15 protein-coding genes are annotated in these 16458 nt (G+C 64.9%); 12 read left to right on the top strand and 3 right to left on the bottom strand.

All coding sequences use genetic code 11. The features are described from left to right. Nucleotides 1-13: 13 nt before the first annotated feature. The 11 genes from ACVINW_RS03600 to ACVINW_RS03550 all read left to right on the top strand — a co-directional run bounded on the left by ACVINW_RS03600 (nt 14) and on the right by ACVINW_RS03550 (nt 11736). Nucleotides 14-1498 (top strand): class I adenylate-forming enzyme family protein, encoded by a 1485-nt coding sequence (locus ACVINW_RS03600; RefSeq protein WP_456750044.1) that lies wholly within the window; start codon nt 14-16, stop codon nt 1496-1498. 53 nt (nt 1499-1551) lie between these two features. Beyond that, nucleotides 1552-2289 carry an SDR family oxidoreductase gene (locus tag ACVINW_RS03595; protein ID WP_456750043.1) on the top strand — a complete coding sequence of 246 codons (738 nt, stop codon included), beginning with the start codon at nt 1552-1554 and terminating at the stop codon, nt 2287-2289. 12 nt (nt 2290-2301) lie between these two features. Continuing rightward, the gene (locus tag ACVINW_RS03590; RefSeq protein WP_456750042.1) at nt 2302-3483 is read left to right on the top strand and encodes an acyl-CoA dehydrogenase family protein; all 1182 of its coding nucleotides are present in this window, start codon (nt 2302-2304) and stop codon (nt 3481-3483) included. 77 nt (nt 3484-3560) lie between these two features. Further along, complete coding sequence (locus ACVINW_RS03585) at nt 3561-4691, top strand: acyl-CoA dehydrogenase family protein (protein ID WP_456750041.1); 1131 nt, start codon at nt 3561-3563, stop codon at nt 4689-4691. Nucleotides 4692-4705: 14 nt separating this feature from the next. Further along, nucleotides 4706-5896, top strand: coding sequence for an acetyl-CoA C-acyltransferase (locus ACVINW_RS03580; RefSeq protein WP_456750040.1), 1191 nt, complete (start codon nt 4706-4708; stop codon nt 5894-5896). A 21-nt stretch (nt 5897-5917) separates the two neighbouring features. Next, entirely contained in the window at nt 5918-6928 is a 1011-nt protein-coding gene (locus ACVINW_RS03575) for an NAD(P)H-dependent flavin oxidoreductase (RefSeq protein WP_456750039.1), read from the top strand. Between the two features lie 11 nt (nt 6929-6939). Further along, nucleotides 6940-7713 carry an enoyl-CoA hydratase-related protein gene (locus ACVINW_RS03570; protein WP_456750038.1) on the top strand — a complete coding sequence of 258 codons (774 nt, stop codon included), beginning with the start codon at nt 6940-6942 and terminating at the stop codon, nt 7711-7713. Nucleotides 7714-7753: 40 nt separating this feature from the next. Further along, on the top strand, nt 7754-8914 hold the full coding sequence (locus ACVINW_RS03565) for an iron-containing alcohol dehydrogenase (protein WP_456750037.1): 1161 nt from the start codon (nt 7754-7756) through the stop codon (nt 8912-8914). Between the two features lie 25 nt (nt 8915-8939). Then, nucleotides 8940-9746: a glutathione S-transferase gene (locus tag ACVINW_RS03560; protein ID WP_456750036.1), complete on the top strand. Its 807-nt coding sequence runs from the start codon at nt 8940-8942 to the stop codon at nt 9744-9746. A 33-nt stretch (nt 9747-9779) separates the two neighbouring features. Next, on the top strand, nt 9780-10481 hold the full coding sequence (locus tag ACVINW_RS03555) for an SDR family NAD(P)-dependent oxidoreductase (RefSeq protein WP_456750035.1): 702 nt from the start codon (nt 9780-9782) through the stop codon (nt 10479-10481). A gap of 52 nt (nt 10482-10533) precedes the next feature. Continuing rightward, complete coding sequence (locus ACVINW_RS03550) at nt 10534-11736, top strand: ABC transporter substrate-binding protein (RefSeq protein ID WP_456750034.1); 1203 nt, start codon at nt 10534-10536, stop codon at nt 11734-11736. A 100-nt stretch (nt 11737-11836) separates the two neighbouring features. Here the strand turns inward: ACVINW_RS03550 and ACVINW_RS03545 are convergent, their stop codons facing one another. Continuing rightward, on the bottom strand, nt 11837-13396 hold the full coding sequence (locus ACVINW_RS03545) for a glucosamine inositolphosphorylceramide transferase family protein (protein ID WP_456750033.1): 1560 nt from the start codon (nt 13394-13396) through the stop codon (nt 11837-11839). A 12-nt stretch (nt 13397-13408) separates the two neighbouring features. Beyond that, nucleotides 13409-14734, bottom strand: coding sequence for a glycosyltransferase family 4 protein (locus ACVINW_RS03540; RefSeq protein WP_456750032.1), 1326 nt, complete (start codon nt 14732-14734; stop codon nt 13409-13411). Between the two features lie 74 nt (nt 14735-14808). On the opposite strand from ACVINW_RS03540, the gene ACVINW_RS03535 reads away from it, so the two are divergent. After that, entirely contained in the window at nt 14809-15054 is a 246-nt protein-coding gene (locus ACVINW_RS03535; protein WP_456750031.1) for a hypothetical protein, read from the top strand. 17 nt (nt 15055-15071) lie between these two features. Here ACVINW_RS03535 and ACVINW_RS03530 read toward each other — a convergent pair whose 3' ends face one another. Next, nucleotides 15072-16418, bottom strand: coding sequence for a lipopolysaccharide biosynthesis protein (locus ACVINW_RS03530; RefSeq protein WP_456750030.1), 1347 nt, complete (start codon nt 16416-16418; stop codon nt 15072-15074). Nucleotides 16419-16458 lie beyond the last annotated feature (40 nt).

Raw genomic sequence — 16458 nt, 5'->3', positions numbered from 1 at the left:
CCGGATCCATGAGGTGATCAGTCACCACGTGGTGGCGACGCCGGACCATCCGGCGCTGATCGACGACAAGATGCGGCTGACCTATCGCGAGCTCGATCAGGCGGTCGATCGCGTCGCCGGAGCCCTGCAGGCGCTGGGAATCCGCGCTGGCGACCGCATGATGATCGTGAGCGAGAACTCGATCCCGCTCGCCTGCCTGCTGCTGGCGGCGAGCCGGCTCGATGTTTGGTCGATCGTGGTCAATCCGCGGCTGTCGCCGCGCGAGCTGGATCAGATCAGGGATCACAGCGGCGCCCGCCGCGTGTTGTTGACTGCCGACGTTTCGCAGGAAGCCGCCACACACGCCGCGCGTTATGAGGCCGCTATCCAGGATGTCGGCCCGCTGCGGGGCGTCGCCGTCACCAGTCTCAATCTGGCAACCGTGGCCGAGCCGGTCGAATCCGACGGCGCAAGCCAGGTCGCGGTTCTGATCTACACGTCCGGCACTACGGGCACGCCCAAGGGCGTGATGTTGACGCACCGCAATTTGCTGTTCAGCGCGCGAGCCACCGCGGCGTTCCGCAAGATGGCGGCTGACGACGTGCAGTATTGCGTGCTGCCGATTTCGCACATCGTCGGCATCTCGCTGCTGACGATGACCTTGATGGTCGGCGCCACCGTGCGGCTGGTCGCGAAATACGATCCGGCCGCGCTGGTCAAGGCGATGACCGAGGAGGGCATCACGATCCTGAACGGCGTGCCCGCGACCTATCAGCGTCTGCTGGAATACCGCCGCAACGCCGGCCTGCCGAGGCTCGATCGCGGCCGGTTGCGGGTGATCTCGGTGGCCGGCGCGCCGCTCGATCTTGAGCTCAAATCCCGCGTCGAGCAGGAGCTCGGCCTGCCGCTGCTCAATGGCTACGGCATCACCGAATGCTCGCCGGGCATATCCGGCGTCAGGCCCGACAATCCGCGGGCGGACCACGCAGTCGGCACCGTGATGCCGGGCCTCGAGGCAAAGCTGGTCGGCCGCGACCTCAAGCCGGTTGCGCCGGGCGAAGTCGGCGAGCTGCATGTTCGCGGCCCCAACGTGATGCGCGGCTACTACCGTGCCCCCGATCTCACCGCCAAGGCGATCGATCCCGACGGCTGGTTCAACACCGGTGATCTGGCCCGTTTCGAGAATGACGCACTCTATATCGTCGGGCGGACCAAGGAGATGATCATCCGCTCCGGCTTCAACGTCTATCCGGCCGAGATCGAGGCGGTGCTGAGCACCCATGACGCCGTGGTGCAATGCGCCGTGGTCGGCCGGCCGGTCGAGGGCAACGAGGAGGTCGTCGCCTTTGTGCAGCTGATCAAGGGCTCGACCGTCACCGCGGAGGACCTGATGGCCCATGTTGCCCCGCAACTGACCTCGTACAAGCGCCCGTCGGAGATTATCCTGATGGATGCGCTGCCCGCCACATCGACGGGCAAGCTCCTGAAGCACAAGCTTGCGGAATCGTTGCGCAGCTGAAGCTGCCGCGTCGCCGCTGATCAGTTCACACAGACAAACCACCGGAGAACACCATGCAGAAGAGAAACAGGACGGTTGCCGTCATTGGTGCCGGTGATTTCATCGGCGGCGAGATCGCCAGGAAGTTTGCCGCGGAAGGTTTTACGATCTTCGCCGGCCGCCGCAACGGCGACAAGCTCGCGCCGCTGGTCAAGGAGATCGAGGCCGCCGGCGGCGAGATCCATGCGCGTTCGCTCGATGCGCGCAAGGAGGAGGAGATCACCGCGTTCCTCAACGACGCCGACAAGCATGCGCCGCTCGAGGTCTGCATCTTCAACATCGGCGCCAACGTCAATTTCCCGATTCTGGAAACCACCGAACGGGTGTTCCGCAAGGTCTGGGAGATGGCCTGCTACTCCGGCTTCCTGGCCGGACGCGAGGCGGCGCGGCTGATGACGGCGCGCGGCGAGGGCAACATCTTCTTCACCGGCGCCACCGCGTCGCTGCGCGGCGGCAGCGGCTATACCGCCTTCGCCAGCGCCAAGTTCGGTCTGCGCGCGGTGGCGCAGGCGATGGCGCGCGAGCTCGGTCCGAAAAACATCCATGTCGCGCATCTGATCATCGATTCCGGCGTCGACACCGAATGGGTGCGGCAGCGCCGCCTCGAGGCGCTCGGCCCGAATGCGCTCGACAATCCCGATCTGCTGATGCCGCCGGCCTCGGTCGCCGGCGCCTATTGGCAGCTCTACCAGCAGCCGAAGAGCGCCTGGACCTTCGAGCTGGAAATCCGGCCCTTCGGCGAGAAGTGGTAGGGAGCACGGCAGATGGAGCTCGCGCTATCCCCTGACGATGCGGCGTTTCGCGACGAGGTCCGCGCCTTCATCAAGGACAATTATCCGGCGGAGATGCGCGTCGCCAATCCGGAGACCGACCTCTCCAAGGAGCAGACGCTGCTGTGGCATCGCATCCTGCACAACAAGGGGTGGATCGCGCCGCTCTGGCCGAAGGAATATGGCGGACCGGGCTGGTCGATCACCCGCCGCTTCATCTTCGAGCAGGAGACGACGCGTGCGGGCACGATGCCGCCGCTGGCGTTCAGCGTCACCATGGTCGGTCCCGTCATCTACACCTTCGGCAACGACGCGCAGAAGCAGAGGTTCTTGCCGCGTATCCTGTCCGGCGAGGACTGGTGGTGCCAGGGTTATTCGGAGCCGGGCTCCGGCTCCGACCTCGCCACCGTCCGCACCAAGGCGGTACGCGATGGCGACCACTACATCGTCAACGGCCACAAGACCTGGACCACGCTGGCGCAGCATGCCGACTGGATTTTCTGCCTGGTCCGCACCGATCCCACCGCGAAGCCGCAATCCGGCATCTCGTTCCTGCTGATCGACATGAAATCGCCGGGCGTCACCGTGCGCCCGATCATCACCATCGACGGCTCGCACGAGGTCAACGACGTTTTTCTCGAGAACGTCCGCGTTCCCGCCGAGAATTTGATCGGCGAGGAGAACAAGGGCTGGACCTACGCCAAGTTCCTGCTCGGCAATGAGCGCACCAGCATGGCCGGGATCGGCCGCTCGACGCGCTATATCGAACGCTTGAAGAAGATCGTCAAGGCCGAGATCCCGGAAGACGATCCGGCGCATCTGGAATTTATCAGGGACATTGCGCGTGTCGAGCTCGATGTGCTGGCGCTGGAGGCGACCGAGTTGCGCGTCGTCGCTCAGATGGCGCGCGGCATCGATCCGGGACCTGCGGCCTCGCTGTTCAAGATCCGCGGCACCGAGATATTCCAGAACATCACCGAGCTGACGCATCGGGCGATCGGCAATTACGGGCTTGCGATCCGCGAGCAGCCGGCCAGCGCCAATCACTTCATGCCGGGTCCGGATTACGGCCACACCGCCTCGGAGAAGTATCTCAACTCGCGCAAGCTCTCGATCTACGGCGGATCGAACGAGATTCAGCGCAACATCATCGCCAAGGCGGTGCTTGGTCTCTAGAGCATGATCCGGAAAAGTGTGAAGCGGTTTTCCGAAAGATCATGCTCAAACAATAACTAGTTGGCAACGAGGATCGGATGGATATCCAGTTCACGGAAGAGCAGGAATTGTTGCGATCCAGCGTGCAGCGGCTGCTGCGGGATCAATATGATTTCGAGGCCCGCCGCAAGATCGTCGCGAGCGAGGACGGTATTGGTCGCAAGCAATGGGCCGAATTCGCCGAGCTCGGCCTGCTCGCCGCGCCGTTCTCGGAAGCGGCCGGCGGGCTCGGCGGTGGGCCGCTGTCGACCATGATCATCATGCAGGAGTTCGGCCGGCATCTTGTCGTGGAGCCGTTCGTCGAGACGGTGGTCGTTGCCGGTGGCTTGATCGAGCAGCTTGGCTCCGAGGCGCAGAAGCAGGCGTTCATCGCCGACATCATCGCGGGGGAAAAGCTCTGGGCGCTGGCCTGGACCGAGAAGGGCTCGCGGTTCGATCTCGCCACCGTCACCACGACGGCGCGCCCAGATGGCGACGGCTACGTGTTGACCGGCGAGAAGACGGCGGTGCTGGCCGCGCCCTGGGCGGATTACCTGATCGTCTCCGCCCGTACTTCGGGCCATCGGCACGATCGCGGCGGCGTCAGCCTGTTCGTGGTCGATCGCCGCGCTGCCAATCTCGATTTGCAGAGCTTCAAGACCATCGATGGCCGCCGGGCCGCCGAGATCGGCCTGCGCGGGGTGCGCGCGGAATTGCTCGGCAGGGAAGGCGAGGGCGTCGTCGCGCTTGAGGCCTGCCGCAACCGCGCGATCGGCGCGCTCTGCGCCGAGGCGGTCGGCGCGATCGGCGAGCTGAACGCCGCAACCCTGGACTACTCCAAGACACGCAAGCAGTTCGGCGTCACGATCGGCAGCTTCCAGGTGCTGCAACACCGGATGGTCGACATGTTCATCGCGCATCAGGAGGCGCTGTCGCTGATGCAGCATTTGTCGCTCAGCCTCAGCGAGCGAGACGCCGGCGTCTCCCGGCTGGCGTCGGGTGCAAAATCCAAGATCGGCTATGCCGGCAAGTTCGTGGCTGATCAGGCGGTGCAGCTGCATGGCGGCATGGGCATGACCGATGAGCTCAATGTCGGTCACTACTTCAAGCGGATTTCCTCCATCAACATCCAGTTCGGCGATCCGGCCTATCACGTGCTGCGTTATGCGCAGCTCGATGTGGCCGCCTAATCAGAGAGGCAAGCATGTCATCGTCAGATGCAGTCATCGTTTCCACCGCGCGCACCGGCGTCGGCAAGGCCTATCGCGGCGCGCTCAACAACACCGACGGCCCGACCCTGGCGGGCCATGTGATGGCCGAGGCGGTGAAGCGCGCCGGCATTGCGCCCGGGGAGGTCGAGGACGTGGTGATGGGCTGCGCCATGCAGCAGGGCACCATGGTGATGAACGTCGCGCGCAAGGGCGCGATCCGCGCCGGGCTTCCCGTCACGGTTGCCGGCACCACCATCGACCGGCAATGCGCCTCCGGGCTTCAGGCGATCGCGGTCGCCGCACGTTCGGTGATGCTTGACGGCGTCGAGATCGCGATCGGCGGAGGCATCGAGTCGATCAGCCTGGTGCAGAACGAGCACATGAACCGGTTCCATGCCGTCGACGACGAGCTGATGGCGATGAAGCCCGAGATGTACATGTCGATGCTGGAGACGGCCGAAGTCGTCGCCGAGCGTTACGGGATCGGCCGCGACCAGCAGGACGAGTACAGCCTGGAGTGCCAGCGCCGCGTCGGCGCCGCGCTGCAGGGCGGCCGCTTCAACGACGAGATCGTGCCGATCACGACCAAGATGGCCGTGGTCAACAAGGACACCAAGGAGGTTAGCTTCCAGCAGGTGACCTTGGGGAAGGATGAAGGCCCGCGGCCCGACACCACGGCGGAGGGCCTTGCCAAGATCAAGCCGGTGTTCGAAGGCAAGACCATCAGCGCCGGCAATGCCAGCCAGCTCTCGGACGGCGCCTCGGCCTGCGTGATCATGAGCGACCGGCTCGCCGCGCAGAAGGGGCTGAAGCCGCTCGGCATCTTCCGTGGCTTCGTCGCCGCCGGCGTCGAGCCTGACGAGATGGGCGTCGGCCCGGTTGCAGCGATCCCGCGGCTGCTAAAGCGGCACAATCTCAGGATCGACGACATCGATCTCTGGGAGCTCAACGAAGCCTACGCGGTGCAGGTGATCTATTGCCGCGACAAGCTCGGCATCGATCCTGAGAAGCTCAACGTCAATGGCGGCTCGATCGCGATCGGCCATCCCTACGGCATGACGGGCGCGCGGCTGACCGGCCACCTGCTGATCGAGGGCCGGCGGCGCAAGGCGAAATATGGCGTGGTGACCATGTGCATCGGCGGCGGCATGGGCGCGGCCGGACTGTTCGAAATCATCCACTGATCGGAAACGCGGGAGAGACTTGTGAAGACAGCAATCACTGAACTGTTCGGCATCCAGCATCCGATCATCCAGGGTGGCATGCATTATGTCGGCTTTGCCGAGATGGCCGCCGCAGTGTCCAATGCCGGCGGCCTCGGCATCATCACCGGCCTGACCCAGCGGACGCCGGAGCTGCTGGCCAAGGAGATCGCGCGCTGCCGCGACATGACCGACAAGCCGATTGGCGTCAACCTCACCTTCCTGCCGAGCTTCACTGCGCCGCCCTATCCCGAATATATCGCCGCGATCCGCGAGGGCGGCGTCAAGGCGGTGGAGACCGCGGGCCGCAGCCCGGAGCAGTACATGCCGGCGCTGAAGGCGGCCGGCATCAAGGTGATCCACAAATGCACCTCGGTGCGGCATTCGCTGAAGGCCGAGAAGATCGGCTGCGACGCGGTCAGCGTCGACGGCTTCGAGTGCGGCGGCCATCCCGGCGAGGATGACATTCCGAACATGATCCTGCTGCCGCGCGCGGCGGACGAGCTGACAATCCCGTTCGTCGCCTCGGGCGGCATGGCGGATGCGCGCAGCCTCGTCGCCGCGCTGTCGATGGGCGCGTCCGGCATGAACATGGGAACGCGCTTCATCGCGACCAAGGAAGCGCCGGTCCATCCCAACGTGAAGCAGGCGCTGCTCGATGCCGACGAGCTTGATACCCGTCTGGTCATGCGCGCGCTGCGCAACACCGAGCGGGTGCTGAAGAACAAGGGCGTCGACGAGCTGCTCGAGATCGAGCGCGAGAAGGGCGCCAAGCTCAAGATCGAGGACATCCACGAGCAGGTCGCCGGCGTCTACCCGAAGGTGATGATCGAGGGCGATATGGATGCCGGCGCCTGGAGCTGCGGCATGGTGGTCGGCCTGATCCACGACATCCCGACGGTCAAGGAGCTGATCGACCGCATCATGACCGAGGCCGAAGCGATCATCCGGCAGCGGCTGACCGGCTTCCTCGATGGCAAGTTCGAGACCAGGCCGGCCCGCGCGGTCGCTTAAGGGAGATTGCCATGACCGAGCATGTTCAAATCGAAATCGCCGCCGGCGTCATGACGCTGACCTTGCGGCGGCCCGAGAAGAAGAACGCGTTGACCGGCGCCATGTATGACGCGATGTCGAACGCGCTGAAGCAGGCCGAGGCCGATCCGTCCGTCCGCGTGATCCTGTTCCAGGGCGATGGCGACAGTTTCACCGCGGGCAACGACCTCGCCGATTTCGCCAGCCAGGCGCGCGGCGAGAGCGCGGTCGACAGCCCGGCGCATCGCTTCATCGAGACCATCAGCAAGGTCGGCAAGCCGCTGGTCGCAGCAGTACAGGGCAATGCGGTCGGCGTCGGCACCACCATGCTGCTACATTGCGACCTGGTCTATCTCGCCGAGAATGCCCGGCTGATCACGCCGTTCGTCAATCTGGCGCTGGTGCCGGAGGCGGCATCGAGTTGGCTGCTACCCTTGCGGATCGGGCACGCGCGCGCCTATGCGATGTTCGCGCTCGGCGAGCCAATGGATGCACCGGGCGCGCTGGCATCCGGTCTCGCCAATGCCGTGGTGCCGCAGGCCGAGCTGCGCAAGAAAGCGCATGACGCCGCAGTCGCGCTGACCAGGCGGCCTGCGGGTTCGCTCAGCCTGACCAAGCAGCTGATGCGCGAGCAGCAGCGCATCGCGGCGCAGATCGCCGCGGAGAGTGCGCTGTTCAAGGAACGTCTGACGACACCCGAGGCGCGCGAGGCCTTTGCCGCCTTCGCCGAACGCCGCCAGCCTGATTTCACCAGGCTGTCGGCCTGACCGGCAGCGCCAGTCACGGATACATCGAGGGAGTGAAAGCATGCACGTCACCGGCAGCCATCAATACCCCACCATGGAGACCGTGATCTACGGCAAGCCGGCGGCCGAGGCGCTGCGCGAGGAGGCCGAACGGCTGGGCGCAAAGCGCGTCTATCTGATCGTGAGCCGGACGCTGAACACCACGACCGACGAGATCGAGAAGATCCGCAAAGGTCTCGGCGATCGTCATGCGGCGACCTTCGACGGCGTGCCGCAGCACACGACCAGGGACGTCGTGACGCAGATCGCGCGGCAGGCAGCGGAGGCCAAGGCCGACCTCGTCGTCGCGATCGGCGGCGGCTCGGTGGTCGATGCAGCGAAGATTGTCTTGATGTGCATCGAGCACGAGATCTTCGCGCCCGCAGGGCTCGACGGCTTCGAGACCACGCCGGATCGCCGCTTCGGATCGTTCCGCAACCCGAAAGTCCGCATGATCGCGATCCCGAGTACGCTCTCGGGCGGCGAGTACAATTCCGGCGCGCTGGTCACCGACACCAGCCGCAAGCTGAAGCAGATCTTCAACCATCCGATGATGATGCCGCGCAGCATCATCCTCGACCCCGCGATCACGAAGTACACGCCGGAGAAGCTCTGGCTCGGTTCCGGCACGCGCGCGATGGATCACGGCATCGAGGCGATCTGCTCGAGCCGTCCCAACGTGCTGGTCGATGCGGTGTGCCGGCAGGGGCTGAGCTACCTGTACGACGGCCTGCTGCGCACCAAGGAAAATCCCGGCGACGAGGCGGCGCGGCTGAGCTGTCAGCTCGGCTCCTGGCTGTCCGCCTTCGGATTGCAGTCGCGGGTGCCGATGGGCGCGAGCCACGCCATCGGCCACGTGCTCGGCGGCACCTGCGGCGTGCCGCATTATTTCTGCACGGCTGTCATGATGCCGAGCGTGCTGCGCTACAACCGCCCGGCGACCGAAGTGGCCCAGCAATCGATCGCCGCTGCGCTCGGTGCGCCCGGCCGCGACGCCGGCGAAGCGTTCGCGGCGTTCATCGCCGAGCTCGGCCTGCCGCGGCGGCTCGCCGATGTCGGCGTCGGCGAGGACCGCTTCGAGCTGATCGGCAAGAATGCGATGCTGTCGATCTTTACCCGTGCCAATCCGCAGCCGATCCGCGAGCCCGGTGACGTCGTGAAGATTCTGAAGCTGGCGGCCTGACGCAGCAGCACCCGGAGCAGCCACCATGGCCGCCTTGCGCATCTTCTCTTATCTGCCGAACCCGCGGGTGTGGAAGGCGACCATCGCGGCGCGGTTCTGCGGCGTCGACGTCGAGGTCAGGGGCGCATCCGGCAAGGAGTTGCGCGACTGGTTATGGGATTACGATGCCCGTCCGCTGGCTGAGCAGGAGCGCGCCGAGTTCGCCTCGCTGGCGCGGACCGGCCGGGTCGGGCTGACCGGCGCGCAGCTGTTCAAGACCGACGCGTTCATGGCAACGCAGCCGTTCGGCAACGTGCCGGCGGCGTTCGGCGCTGACGGCAAGGTCGGCATCTTCGAATCGAACAGCATCATGCGCGCGGTGGCGCGGCTTGGAGAAGCGAAGTTTCCGCTCTACGGGCATGACGCCTATGAGGCGTCGCGGATCGACAGCTTTCTCGATGTCAGCCTGGTATTCGCGCGGGACTCGCAGATCTATCTGCTGGCGCTGTCGGGCGGCACGGTCGATGCGGCGATTCATGCGCGCGCGAAGGATGCGTTCGCGATCTATGCCTCCGGGATCGAGCAGGCACTGTCGGCCCAGCGAGAGACGCTGGTCGGTGACGGAATTTCGATGGCCGACATCTGCTTTGCCGCCGAGCTCGCGTTGTTCATGAATGAGCATGCGCGGACCGAGCAACTGGGCAAGCAAGGCTTGGGGAAAATCCTGCATCCGGGCGTACGGGATGAATATCCGCTGACGTTCGCGCACTTTGCCCGGCTGGTCGACCACGCGCATTTCAGACCGGAGCTCAAGCCTTACGTCGAGAAGCTGCTGTCGAAGGCCGCCGCCTGACAGGCGTTGGCCGCAACGCGGAGGACTGATCGCATGACCGCGCCCGTCTGTCTGATATCCGGTGTCGGTCCCGGCACCGGATCGGCGCTCGCCCGGAGGTTCGCAGAGGGCGGCTATCGCGTCGCGCTGCTTGCCAGGAACGAGGAGCGTCTTGCTGCGCTCGCGCAGCAGCTACCCGGCGCCAGGGCCTATCGTTGCGATGTGTCCGATCCCGCGCAGGTCGAGACGGTCGCGTCTGCCGTGGAACGCGATCTCGGCAGCCCCGGCGTCGTGATCCACAACGCTGTCGGCGGCGCGTTCGGCACGTTCCGCGAGATCGATCCCGAAATTCTCAATCGCAACTTCCAGGTCAATACGATGGGCCTGCTGTACCTGGCGCGACGCTTTGCGCCGGCGATGATCGGCGCAGGCAAGGGCGCCATCGTCGCCACCGGCAACACCTCGGCGTTGCGCGGCAAGGCCGGCTTCGCGGGGTTCGCGCCGACCAAGGCGGCGCAGCGCATTCTCGCCGAAGCGATGGCGCGCGATTTGGGACCGCAGGGCGTCCACGTCGCGTATCTCGTGATCGATGCGGTGATCGATCTCGAGTGGACCCGGAAACGCTGGCCGGAGCGGCCGGACGATTTCTTCATCAAGCCCCGGGCGATCGCGGACGAGGTCTGGCACGTCGCCCATCAGGATCGCAGCGCGTGGTCGTTCAATGTCGAGATCAGGCCGTTCGGCGAGGCCTGGTAGGTGCGACGATCGCCAGCGAAAATTCAATTCATAAACGTTCAGGGGGAGTTCGATGGTGTTGAAGACATTTGTCATGTCCGTTGCGGCGCTCGCGGCGTTTGCCGCTGCTCCGGTCCGCGCCGAATCGCTGGGGGTTTCGGAGTCGGAAATCAAGGTCGGGGCGACATTCCCGTTCAGCGGTCCGGCATCCCCGCTCAGCAACACCGGCAGGGGCCTGATCGCCTATGTCCATTCCATCAATGACCGGGGCGGCATCAATGGCCGCAAGATCAACCTCATCACCTATGACGATGCCTATACGCCGCCCAAGGCGGTAGAGCAGACCCGCAAGCTGATCGAGAGTGACGAGGTGGCGTTCCTGTTCAGCCCGCTCGGCACGCCCGGGGTCGGGGCGACCATTAAATACGTCACCGCGAAGAAGGTGCCGCATCTGTTCGTGGTGAGCGGCGCCACCAAATTCGCCAACTTCAGCGAGTTTCCGCTGACCACCACCGGATTGCCGAGCTACAACACCGAAGGCAAGATCTACGCAAGGCACATCGCGCGGACGGCGCCCGATGCGAAGATCGCGATCCTCTACCAGAACGATGATCTCGGCCGCGATTTCGTCGCCGCGTTCAAGGAGGTGCTGAAAGGTGATTTCGAGACCAAGGTGGTGACCTCTCCCTATGAGGTCACCGAACCCACCATCGAATCCCGCGTGGTCACGCTGAAGGCGTCGGGCGCCCAGGCGTTCCTGATCGCCGGCACGCCGAAATTCGCGGCGCAGGCGATCAAGAAGGCGAACGAGATCGGCTGGTCGCCGCTCACCATCGTCAACTACGTGTCGAGTTCGATCTCTGCCACCATCGTGCCGGCGGGAGCCGACAAGGCAGTGGGCGTCGTCGTGGCGACCATCGCGAAGGATCCGAACGACAAGAAGTGGGCCGACGATCCCGGCATCAAATGGTATCGCGCCCATTTCGAGAAGTATCTTCCGGGCGCCGATATCGGCGACAGCAATTATCTGTTCGGCACCCAGCAGGGCCAGATCCTGGAGCAGGTGCTGAAGCAATGCGGCGACGACTTGTCGCGCGAGAACATCGTCAAGCAGGCGCGCAGCATCAAGGGGTTGGTGCTGCCGACCTTGATGCCGGGCATCACCGTCAACACCGGTCCCGACAACAGCATGGCGTACACGCAGTTGCAGTTGCAGCGCTGGACCGGAAGCTCATGGGAGCAGTTCGGCGGCGTGCTGAGCGCCGACACGAACTGAGCGCGTGCGGCGCAGCGCTCTAGCTTCTTTTGAGGGTGATCTTTTCGGAAACCCGCTTCGCACTTTGCGCTAACGCGACCCTCCCGGTCCGGATCATGCGCTAGTGCAGCCGTCGCGCGATCGGTTTCGCCAGCGCGCTGTGCCAATCCGATCGCGGCGGGCGGCTGTCGCTCGACCGCAGGCCGGCCAACAAGGCCGCGGTCTTCGGCTGAACCCGCGAGCCGTCGATCACCTCGAGCTGGCCGCAGCGGTTGAGCGTGTGCAGCTTGCGTCCGGTCCACAACGGCCCGGGCTTGAGCAGGTGTCGCACGGCCTGCCGGTACGTCGTCGGCGACAGTTCGAGCACTTCGGCAAGCCCGAGCGCCGTGCCGTAGCCGTTGCTGCAGTTCTGCACCGGCCGCCACAACCTGCCATTGACGGTCGCGAAGTTGCCGGCCGGCCGCGTGGTCGCGCGATCCATCAGGATCGGATTCGCCGCATGCGGCTGCCAGGGGCCGAACAAATGCTCGGCGTAGTAGATCGCCAGCGTGTCGGAATATCCGCCGGTGCCGTCGCGCCAGGCGCCGAACATGTAGTGCAGGCCGTTGTGCCGCGTGATGGTCACGTCAGCCAGTTCGAGCCCGGAGAGCAGCGTGGAGTGCCGTTCCCATTTGTCCGGAAAGCGGATGCACTTGTAGAGTGGAACGTCGCGATGCGCGGTGCTCTCCGGGATCATCCAGAGTTCGCCGTCGCTCTCGATCAGGAACGGGTAGGACAGATGCCACGGCTCTTCCAGCACGGGCAGCGGCTTGCCGACCGGGCCGTTGCCGTCGAATTCGACCGCGGAGATGATGCCCTTGCCGATCCGGTGCTCGAGGTCTTCGAAGAAGACGAAGGTCCGGCCCTGCCATTTCACCGGGAAGGGATCCGCATAGAAGCGGTTGCCGGGATCGCCGAGCACATTCCAGGACGGACCCGACAGATCGCCGGTGCGCCAGACATCCGCGTTCTCGGCGTAGCGCCAACCGACATGCCAGTGCGGCGCGTAGCAGCAGAGGCGATAGATTTCCTTTGTGATCGAGGTCGCCACCCCCCGCAGGACGAAGGGCGCGGGATTTGGCGCTGTGCCGCCGGTCGTCGGAGCGGCCAACTGCGGCACCAGCCGCGGCGCGCCCGACAGGATCGGCGGCAGCATCGATAGCGTCCGGGTCATCACCGTTTCCAGCCCGCCGCTCAGGCCGGCCGCGATTTCCGCCGAGGGATGGCCGCGGTCCATGACCGTGCCGTTGCGCTCGTCGACGATTTCGATCACCGGCAGATCGCCGCCGAGAATGGCCGCGAGCGCGGCATCTTCTCCGGCGCGCCCGTTGAACCGTGGACGGAGGTAGAGCCGGGCGGCGCAGTTCGGATCGCGCTCGGCCGCAGTGAAGTCGACCACCACGTCGGGATTGCCTGCGCGCGGCCGCTCCGGGATCGTCTTCAACCTGTCGGCGCCGCCGGCCTTGCCCTTGCGCAGAACGATGCGCTCCAGCTCGAACAATGCGTCGAGGCCCGCAGGGCGCGGGACCGCCGTCGTGATCCAGGCGATTTGAACGGGAATATCCTGATCGTTGACGCGCAGCGACTCTCGGCGCATCCAGAGCCGCGCCTGCTCACGATCGCAGCGAAACTCGATAATCATGGCCAGCCCAATCTAGTGCGCATCAGCTCCCACGGCATTGCCGAGAATGCGGACGTATTCCTCTATCATGGCATCCAACGAATAGCGCGACTTGAGGCCCACGGCGCTTTGCCGCAGCTGGTCGCTCAACAAACGGTCGGTCAGGACTTTCGACACGGCAGCCGCAAACTCGGCATCGTTCGCGGCATCAACGAACACAGCGGCAGGCTGTCCCTGATACGACAGCACCTCGCGCAGCACGGGAAGATCGTTGACGACGCAGGGAATGCCTGCGCTCGCGGCTTCCACTGCCGCAAGACCGAAGGTCTCGGCCTGCGAGGGGAAGACGAAGACGTCGAGGCAGGCCAGGAAATCGGCCATCTGGCGCGGCGGGATCTCACCGATGAAGTGCAGCCGGTCCGAGACATCAAGTTCATCGGCCAGCGCGCGCAGCCGGTCCCCATCCGCGCCCTGGCCGGCGAGGGCAAGGTGCCAGGACGGGTCGGCAGCCAGCAGGCGAATGGCCGCATCGAGCCGCTTGTGCGGATGCAACCTCGCGGCGCAGCCGAGCAGGATACGATCCGGCGGCAGCTCGAACCGCTGCCGCGCAATATCCTTTGGCAGGCTGTGCGACTTGTCGTCGAAGCCATGCGGGACGTGCTGCATCCGCGAGCGATAGCGCGCGGGATAGCGGGCGTATTCCCGCTCCATGTCGCGCGAATTCAGCGTGATGCACTGGAAGAAGCCGGTCGAGCCCATGATGATGTCGGCGGCGCGCACCGGCATGCTCATCGACAGCGCTGAGGAAACCTGGTTGGCGACGACCGGAGCGCGGCTGACCAGGCGCGATACGCCGCCGCCGATCACATTGCCGAAATGCTGAAAGGTCAGGACGGCGTCGGGCCTGATGCTCCTGAGATGACCGGCGAGCGTCCACAGCATGCGCAGCAGCGCCACCGGGTTTCCCGGACGGCTCGGCGCGCAATAATACGTGTTGGGCGGCTCATCGAACGAATCCGACTTGCGGAAGAAGAACAGGTTGGTGACGTGATAGCCGCGTGCGGTGAGGCCAGTACCGAGCAGCCGGGATATCTCCTGCGCGCCGGCGTTCTCGGCCTGGGTCTGCACCAGGACAACGCGCAGCTTCGGCTGGCTCTGGCTCGGCCGATCGCGCGATGCGCTCGATGCCTCGCGCAGGTCTGTGCTCAGTTCCGGACTCAGGTCTGTACTTGGCGTGTAATGGAGCACGGATTCCTCACCCGTCGAGGGAGCGGATTGGTCTCCCCCATTTTTGCGCGCGTATTTATCACGCGAAGCGTGCTCGTGCACCGAGTAGCGCGTGGTGAGGTTACTGCTCATTTAGTGCGATCAGACATTGCCAGCAATCGAGAGCCATTGTTTCACACACAGAGTACAGCCGGCTCGTTAACTAATTGGTTACGGCCGCGCAGGGAGAGGGTAACCGCAGGTTAACCATAGATATTACCTCGGACCGGGTGGCTCATGCCGATCTCGTCATCCTGGCTCGCGAGGGCGCGGCCAACGCGGCCGCGATCGGCAAGGCACGGGCCGATCTGGCGAGGTTTGGTTCTGTTCCCACCGCGCTTGTCGTCAATCGTGTGGTGGACAATGCCGCCGTTCGCGGTCCTCAGGGCAAAGCCCTGGGCTTCGCAAGCTGAAGGCGGTTTGGGGAAGTCTAGTCGTTGCTATCCGCAACGCGGACCGTGTAGGTGCCAGCCTTCGACGACGACAGTTGCGACAGCACCAGAACGGACGGGTCGACGCCGGTCCGCCGGCGGCACAGCACATTGAGCGCGATGGTCACGAGCACCAGGGAAACTGTCGCCGAGATCGCCGCACCGAGCACGCCGAGCCAGGGGATCAGCACGACAAATCCCACCAGCCGCAACGCCACGTTGGCAGCGACGACCGGAACATAATCGCTCTCATGCCCCGTCAACTGAAGAACCGCGGCCGACGGCCCGCCTGCCGCCTGGAACGCCGTTCCGATTGCGAGCACGATCAACACCCACTGCTGCGCAGCGAAGTGCGGTCCGAACAGGCCGAGAAGGTAGGGAGCGCCAACCCAGGCGATGACGAGCCCGCTGAAAACGCAGAGCGCGGTGACCTCGGCCATCAGCTTCAGCGTATGCTCGAGCTCACGGTGATTCTTGCTGAAATACAGCGAGGGAAGCCGACGCGCGCCGAATGTGTAGAGCGCAGCCGAGAGCATCGCGAAGATGTTCGCCAGGCGCGAAGCGGCGAAATAGATGCCAGCGGTTGCCGGATCCAGCATCCAGTAGACCAGGATGACGTCGAAATACTGGTTTGCCGCTTCGAGAATGGATGCGAGCCAGAAGCGAAACGCACTCCGGTTCCAGCGTGAACTCTCGAAGCGGGCCGTGACCGAACGCAGGTTCGGCAGCACGCGTACGATCGACACGATCTGCACGATCAGTCCCACGGCCATTGCTGCCGTCATCGCGGCGAACAGTTCGGCTGGAGTGAGCTGCCGGTGACCGAACAGCGCCGCAATCAGGACCAGGACAACGGCAACGCGCCAGAAGAATTCCCGATTGCCTTCGCCCATCAGGATGCTGACCAGGGATCGCGCGATCTGGCTGCCGAGCATCAGCCCGGCATTGACGGCGGTGAACGCCGAGATCGAGAGGATCAGCAGCCACCATTCGCCGCGAATGCTTGCTACGGCTGCGATCGCCACGATCGAAATCAGCATCCCGATCGCGGAGTTCTTCAAGCTCGACAGCAGCACGCCCTTGGTGAACGCGGCCTGACCGCGGACCTCGTATTCATTGAGGAAGCGAACCAGAAGCAGCTCTTGGCCGACCAGGCCCACCACCGAAGCGATCTGGGCGACAGAGAGCAAGGTCGCAAAGCTGCCAAACGCGTCGGGCGTCATCGCCCGCGCGGCCAGCGAGAACAACGCGAACGCAAGTCCGCCGCTGCCAACCTTGAGCAGGATGGTCCCGGCAACGCCGCGCGTGACGTCGCGCCGCAACAATTGGAGAACGGAAGCAATCACCAGAGAGTTCTCAATATCCAGACAGGCCGTTGACCGTAGC

The sequence above is a fragment of the Bradyrhizobium sp. USDA 4461 genome, from assembly GCF_054055655.1.
Note: the sequence above shows the minus strand (reverse complement) of the source record. Positions and strands in the feature narration are given on the sequence as shown.

Excerpts from the sequence above, each read along its gene's own strand:
- ACVINW_RS03570 (WP_456750038.1), top strand. The coding sequence starts at position 6,940 with ATGACCGAGCATGTTCAAATCGAAATCGCCGCCGGCGTCATGACGCTG.
- ACVINW_RS03590 (WP_456750042.1), top strand. The coding sequence starts at position 2,302 with ATGGAGCTCGCGCTATCCCCTGACGATGCGGCGTTTCGCGACGAGGTC.
- ACVINW_RS03565 (WP_456750037.1), top strand. The coding sequence starts at position 7,754 with ATGCACGTCACCGGCAGCCATCAATACCCCACCATGGAGACCGTGATC.
- ACVINW_RS03555 (WP_456750035.1), top strand. The coding sequence starts at position 9,780 with ATGACCGCGCCCGTCTGTCTGATATCCGGTGTCGGTCCCGGCACCGGA.
- ACVINW_RS03545 (WP_456750033.1), bottom strand. The coding sequence starts at position 13,396 with ATGATTATCGAGTTTCGCTGCGATCGTGAGCAGGCGCGGCTCTGGATG.
- ACVINW_RS03585 (WP_456750041.1), top strand. The coding sequence starts at position 3,561 with ATGGATATCCAGTTCACGGAAGAGCAGGAATTGTTGCGATCCAGCGTG.
- ACVINW_RS03595 (WP_456750043.1), top strand. The coding sequence starts at position 1,552 with ATGCAGAAGAGAAACAGGACGGTTGCCGTCATTGGTGCCGGTGATTTC.
- ACVINW_RS03550 (WP_456750034.1), top strand. The coding sequence starts at position 10,534 with ATGGTGTTGAAGACATTTGTCATGTCCGTTGCGGCGCTCGCGGCGTTT.
- ACVINW_RS03560 (WP_456750036.1), top strand. The coding sequence starts at position 8,940 with ATGGCCGCCTTGCGCATCTTCTCTTATCTGCCGAACCCGCGGGTGTGG.
- ACVINW_RS03540 (WP_456750032.1), bottom strand. The coding sequence starts at position 14,734 with ATGAGCAGTAACCTCACCACGCGCTACTCGGTGCACGAGCACGCTTCG.
- ACVINW_RS03580 (WP_456750040.1), top strand. The coding sequence starts at position 4,706 with ATGTCATCGTCAGATGCAGTCATCGTTTCCACCGCGCGCACCGGCGTC.